The organism is Vibrio minamisatsumaniensis (genome assembly GCF_050337445.1).
Classification (GTDB): domain Bacteria; phylum Pseudomonadota; class Gammaproteobacteria; order Enterobacterales; family Vibrionaceae; genus Vibrio; species Vibrio artabrorum.
Window position 1 is genome coordinate 1 of sequence record NZ_JAKJSY010000006.1, and the last position, 4,929, is coordinate 4,929.

Genomic DNA, 4,929 nt, shown 5'->3' on the forward strand with positions numbered 1-4,929 from the left:
ACATTAAATATCTGAACAATATCGTTGAGCAGAGTCACCGTTGGGTGAAGCAGAAAACGCGTCAAGCGCTGGGTTGGAAATCAATGGAAGGAGCCTTGGCAAGTTTGCACGGACGAGAAATGTGGACGATGTTGAAACAAGACCAGATAGATGTTGAAGGGCAGACGGCCTTTGAGCTATTCTACGCACTCGCAGTATAATTGTATCTGTAGTATGGGTCTATCACGCCTCTAACTATATTTGCGACAGAACCGGTTATAGCGAATTATGTTAGGCATCAGGGCGAAAAGGATTCTGGTCAACTCCGCATGGAGTTGTAACAGTAAGTACCCCGTACATGCGATCTACTTTGGACAACGGAGAGCCACCTTGAAGAGACCACAACCAGTACTGGGAAAGACCGGTATGCTATTTTTTCTCGTCATAATAAGTGCTTTCCCTCCATTAACTATCGACCTTTACTTACCTGCACTTCCGCAGATGGTAGAGGTGTTTAATACTGACCGATCAACGGTCAACCTAACCCTGAGCAGCTACTTCGCTACTTACGCCATCAGTCTTTTGTTCTGGGGGCCGATCAGCGAAAAATTCGGTCGTAGGCCGATCCTATTGATTGGATTAGCGAGCTATATGGCCGCAAGCATATTGTGCGCGATAACCAATAACATCGAACAACTAATTGGTGCTCGTGTATTCCAAGCCTTTGCTGGCAGTGCTATCACCGTTATCGCTACCGCCATTGTCAAAGATCTTTATGACGGCCGAGAACGTGAAAAAATCATGTCGACTATTATGTCTCTGGTGATCATAGCACCAATAGTTGCACCTGTATTTGGTGCCTTTCTACTAAAAATGGCTTCTTGGCGAATGATGTTTGTCACCCTTGTCGTTTTTGGTGTATTCGCGTCAGTATTAGCTTGCTGCTACCGAGAAACTCTCGAAACCAAATACCAAGGTTCTATGTTCCGCTCGTGGGTAAGAATGGGCGTGGTCATGAAAAATCGCTCGTTCATCAAGCTACTGGTCATTTTCTCTATCATACCGATGGCGTTGATGGGATTTCTTGCGGCGGGTTCTTATATCTACATCGATCACTTTGGATTGACCGAACAACAGTTTAGTTACGCGTTCGCATTTAATGCATTATGCGCCTCATTTGGTCCAACAATTTACATCAAGTTGTCCTACCGAATACCGGCTCAAAAGGTCATATCAGGATGTTTTGCTTTGTTGGCGCTTGCAGGCATCTTCACCCTAACCATTGGCGACCGATCCCCTTGGTTATTCATGTTCATCGCAGCACCAGCGACACTGGTAGCGATCATCATACAGGTACCGGGCACCAACTTGATGTTGAACCAACAAGATCATGACACAGGCTCTGCCGTCGCACTGATACAGTTCTTCAGCATGATTTGTGGTTCGTTTGGCATGGTGTTGGTTTCAATCCGGCCAGAATCATTAATTGAAGACTTAGGCTTTATCCAATTATCCGTCGGTACACTAGCCGGCCTGATGTGGCTAATGGTCAGGAAAAAAGAATTCGTGACTAATATGCTGAATTAAGGTGAATTTTCACCAACATCTCAGGGGGGGCTGTCGCAAACTTTGAGCCTTTAAGTTAAGATTTGCTTAATTTCTATTCATGAGACTGATTCTTAATGTTTAAAGGCTGCCACTTCCCCTCTGAAGTTATTCTCGAAACCGTACGTTATTATCTCGCCTATAAACTCAGTTATCGTGAAATTGAAGAGATACAATTGGAGCGCGGAGTCGTTGTGGATCACGCCACGATTAATCGTTGGGTTATCAAATTTACGCCAGTATTAGAGCACAGAGCGAGGCGTAGAAAGAAGCCCGTATCTGACTCGTGGCGAATGGATGAAACCTACATCAAAGTAAAAGGTAAGTGGGTCTACTACTATCGAGCGGTCGATAAGTTTGGAAACGTGGTCGATTATTATCTTAGCCCGAACCGTGATGAGGCAGCGGCTAAAGCCTTTCTGAATAAGGCCATCGCTCAAAATGGTTTACCAAGCAAAATTGTCATAGATGGAAGCAAGAGTAACTACGCGGCCATTGATTCTATGAATATTCAGCTATGGTTGACGGGTTACTTTATGCTCTCACTGGTAGAGATATTAGACATTAAATATCTGAACAATATCGTTGAGCAGAGTCACCGTTGGGTGAAGCAGAAAACGCGTCAAGCGCTGGGTTGGAAATCAATGGAAGGAGCCTTGGCAAGTTTGCACGGACGAGAAATGTGGACGATGTTGAAACAAGACCAGATAGATGTTGAAGGGCAGACGGCCTTTGAACTATTCTACGCACTCGCAGTATAATTGTATCTGTAGTATGGGTCTATCACGCCTCTAACTATATTTGCGACAGAACCGTGCTTACGACATCAGTACGAGTCTATTTGAAGCGCAACAGCCACATGTTGATATTTGGTTGGCGGAAACCGTTGCAAGCCTTGATGAAGCACGAGTGATCACCAAAGTTCTGTCCAAAACCGACAAGCCGGTTTATATCTCTTTCACGTTAGAAGATGAAGTCAGCAAAGTCTCCCGTCTTCGATCTGGTGAACTTGTCACAGACGCGGTAGAAACGCTTCTTGATACCAAGACGACCGGTATTTTCTTCAATTGCTCAATTCCTGAAGTTATTGAACAAGCAATCGAAGACGTGAATCAGGTATTGGAACGAACAGGGAAGACGTTAACTATTGGTGTCTACGCGAACAGTTTTACGCCAATTAAAGCGGAACATCAAGCTAATGAGTCATACCAAGAGCTAAGACATTTCTCTCCAACAGAATATCTAGAATACGCGAAAACGTGGTACCACTTAGGGGCAAGAATCATTGGTGGCTGTTGTGGCATTGAGCCTAGTCATATTGAAGAACTCACAGCATGGAGAGACAGTCTTGAAGAATCTTAATCTCGGACTCACTATTCCTGCGATCGGTACTGTTCTTCTCATTTTACTTGTATCTTCTATGTTTCCTGAGCAGTCTCAAGCCATAGCGAACAACGCTATGACGTTTGTGACCGATTGGTTTGGCTGGCTAGTTCAGATTTGTAGTCTTGTGCTTGTTGGCTTCCTACTTTGGTTGGCGTTTTCTAAATATGGTGATATTCGATTGGGTGAAGGAAAACCTGAGTATTCGAACTTCTCTTTTGGCGGCATGATCTTTACGGCTGGTGTTGGTGCATCGCTCATTTATTGGGGTATTGGTGAGCCAATGTACTACCTGCAATCTCCACCGCTATTTGCTGAAGCGAACAGTTACACCGCAGCAGCGTGGTCAGTCACTTATTCAATGTTCCACTGGGGAATTACAGGGTGGGCGATCTACTGTTTCCCTGCGATTCCTTTTGCTTACGCTTTCTATGTGCAAAAGCACCGTACATTGAAACTCTCCACATTGTGTGAACCAGTCCTAGGTAAGAATCCAATTGTGGGCAAATGCATCGATCTTTTGGCCATCTTTGGAACACTCGCGGCTTTTGCGAGTTCATTAGCCTTAACGGTTACTTTGCTTAGTACAGGAGCTGCAGAGTTATTTGGGATAGAGAATAATTTGTTGCTTCAAGGCGGTATCATCTTCTTGTTCGTATTGGTTTTATTGGCAGTGACACTAGTAGGCTTCAACAAAGGCATCAGTAAGGTATCTGATTACACGGTTATTGCCGCCATTCTCTTCGCCTTGTTTGCTCTGTTTTCATCAAATGCCCAATTTGTGTTGAACAACGTAACGGATTCGCTCGGTGTGATGTTAGATCGCTTCTTCCGCATGTCTCTTTGGACAGATCCGGTGCAGAAGAGTGGTTTTCCTCAAGCATGGACGCAATATTATTGGTTTTGGTACTACGCGTACTTAATCATGATGGGGTTGTTTATCACGCGTATATCGAGAGGCCGTACTATCCGTGAAGTAATTTTGTATACTATCTCGATGGGAGCGCTAGGATGCTCGTTCTTTATCTCAATCTTTGGTGGGTATGCTGTTTGGGCACAACTTTTGGGTGGTTATCCAGTTCAAGAGTGGATGAGAAATGGTGGACTGACGTTTGCTGTCGTCTCTTTGATCAAAACCTTGCCAGCAAATAATGTAGTTCTTGCGGTCTTTTTGGTGATTCAGTTCTTCTTGATGTTGACCACGATGTCGAGCGCTAGCGTAGCCATCTCAATGCTGACGACGAATCAGTTATCCCTAAACGGTGACCCAGACAACAAGATCAAGCTAATGTGGGCAGGGGCGATTGCACTTATCAGTTTTAGCGTGTTCCTAACGGGCGGTGGCATCAATACCATTAAATCCTTGTGCGTGGTAGCGGGATTACCGATGATGTTTATCTACGGAATTTTAGTTAAACAACTCATAATGGAACTAAGAGGAAAAACATCTTTTCAACCAGAGTCTGAGGCGTCTGTTGACGCACAAGAGCTGATTGTTTAATTTCAAATAACATACCCTCTTCATGTTGAAACTTGAAGAGGGTTGGTCTTGGTATAAAACATTTCACTCATGCTTGTAATGCTATGCGTTCCGCTCGGTTATTATCCATGCTTAACTGGCCATCATCGATAACTCGTACTAGCTTCGACCATTGATTGAGACTGTAGCTAATCGCCTCACCCAATTTACTTTTAGGGGGCACCTGAGTGACCGATTTATGGTTCTGTCGCAAATATAGTTAGAGGCGTGACAGACCCATCCTACAGATACAATTATACTGCGAGTGCGTAGAATCGTTCAAAGGCCGTCTGCCCTTCAACATCTATCTGGTCTTGTTTCAACATCGTCCACATTTCTCGTCCGTGCAAACTTGCCAAGGCTCCTTCCATTGATTTCCAACCCAGCGCTTGACGCGTTTTCTGTTTCACCCAACCCAGCGCTTGACGCGTTTTCTGTTTCAC

Annotated in this window: 4 protein-coding genes and 3 pseudogenes; 5 read left to right on the forward strand and 2 right to left on the reverse strand. The window is 44.6% G+C overall.

Translation table 11 applies throughout. The features are described from left to right. The 5 genes and pseudogenes from L4B77_RS00735 to L4B77_RS00755 form a co-directional block, all read left to right on the forward strand. Nucleotides 1–200 (forward strand): annotated as a pseudogene (locus tag L4B77_RS00735) (IS6 family transposase); the annotation flags it as partial. A 169-nt stretch (nt 201–369) separates the two neighbouring features. Beyond that, nucleotides 370–1,566, forward strand: coding sequence for a multidrug effflux MFS transporter (locus L4B77_RS00740; protein ID WP_489686493.1), 1,197 nt, complete (start codon nt 370–372; stop codon nt 1,564–1,566). A 95-nt stretch (nt 1,567–1,661) separates the two neighbouring features. Next, nucleotides 1,662–2,345 carry an IS6 family transposase gene (locus L4B77_RS00745; RefSeq protein ID WP_429748122.1) on the forward strand — a complete coding sequence of 228 codons (684 nt, stop codon included), beginning with the start codon at nt 1,662–1,664 and terminating at the stop codon, nt 2,343–2,345. Between the two features lie 40 nt (nt 2,346–2,385). Continuing rightward, nucleotides 2,386–2,946 carry a homocysteine S-methyltransferase family protein gene (locus tag L4B77_RS00750; RefSeq protein WP_429748123.1) on the forward strand — a complete coding sequence of 187 codons (561 nt, stop codon included), beginning with the start codon at nt 2,386–2,388 and terminating at the stop codon, nt 2,944–2,946. Next, on the forward strand, nt 2,933–4,468 hold the full coding sequence (locus L4B77_RS00755) for a BCCT family transporter (RefSeq protein WP_429748124.1): 1,536 nt from the start codon (nt 2,933–2,935) through the stop codon (nt 4,466–4,468). Before L4B77_RS00750 ends, L4B77_RS00755 begins: the two co-directional genes overlap by 14 nt. Before the next feature lie 85 nt (nt 4,469–4,553). On the opposite strand, the pseudogene L4B77_RS00760 reads toward L4B77_RS00755, so the two are convergent. Continuing rightward, nucleotides 4,554–4,682 (reverse strand): annotated as a pseudogene (locus tag L4B77_RS00760) (IS66 family transposase); the annotation flags it as partial. A 58-nt stretch (nt 4,683–4,740) separates the two neighbouring features. Continuing rightward, nucleotides 4,741–4,929 (reverse strand): annotated as a pseudogene (locus L4B77_RS00765) (hypothetical protein); the annotation flags it as partial.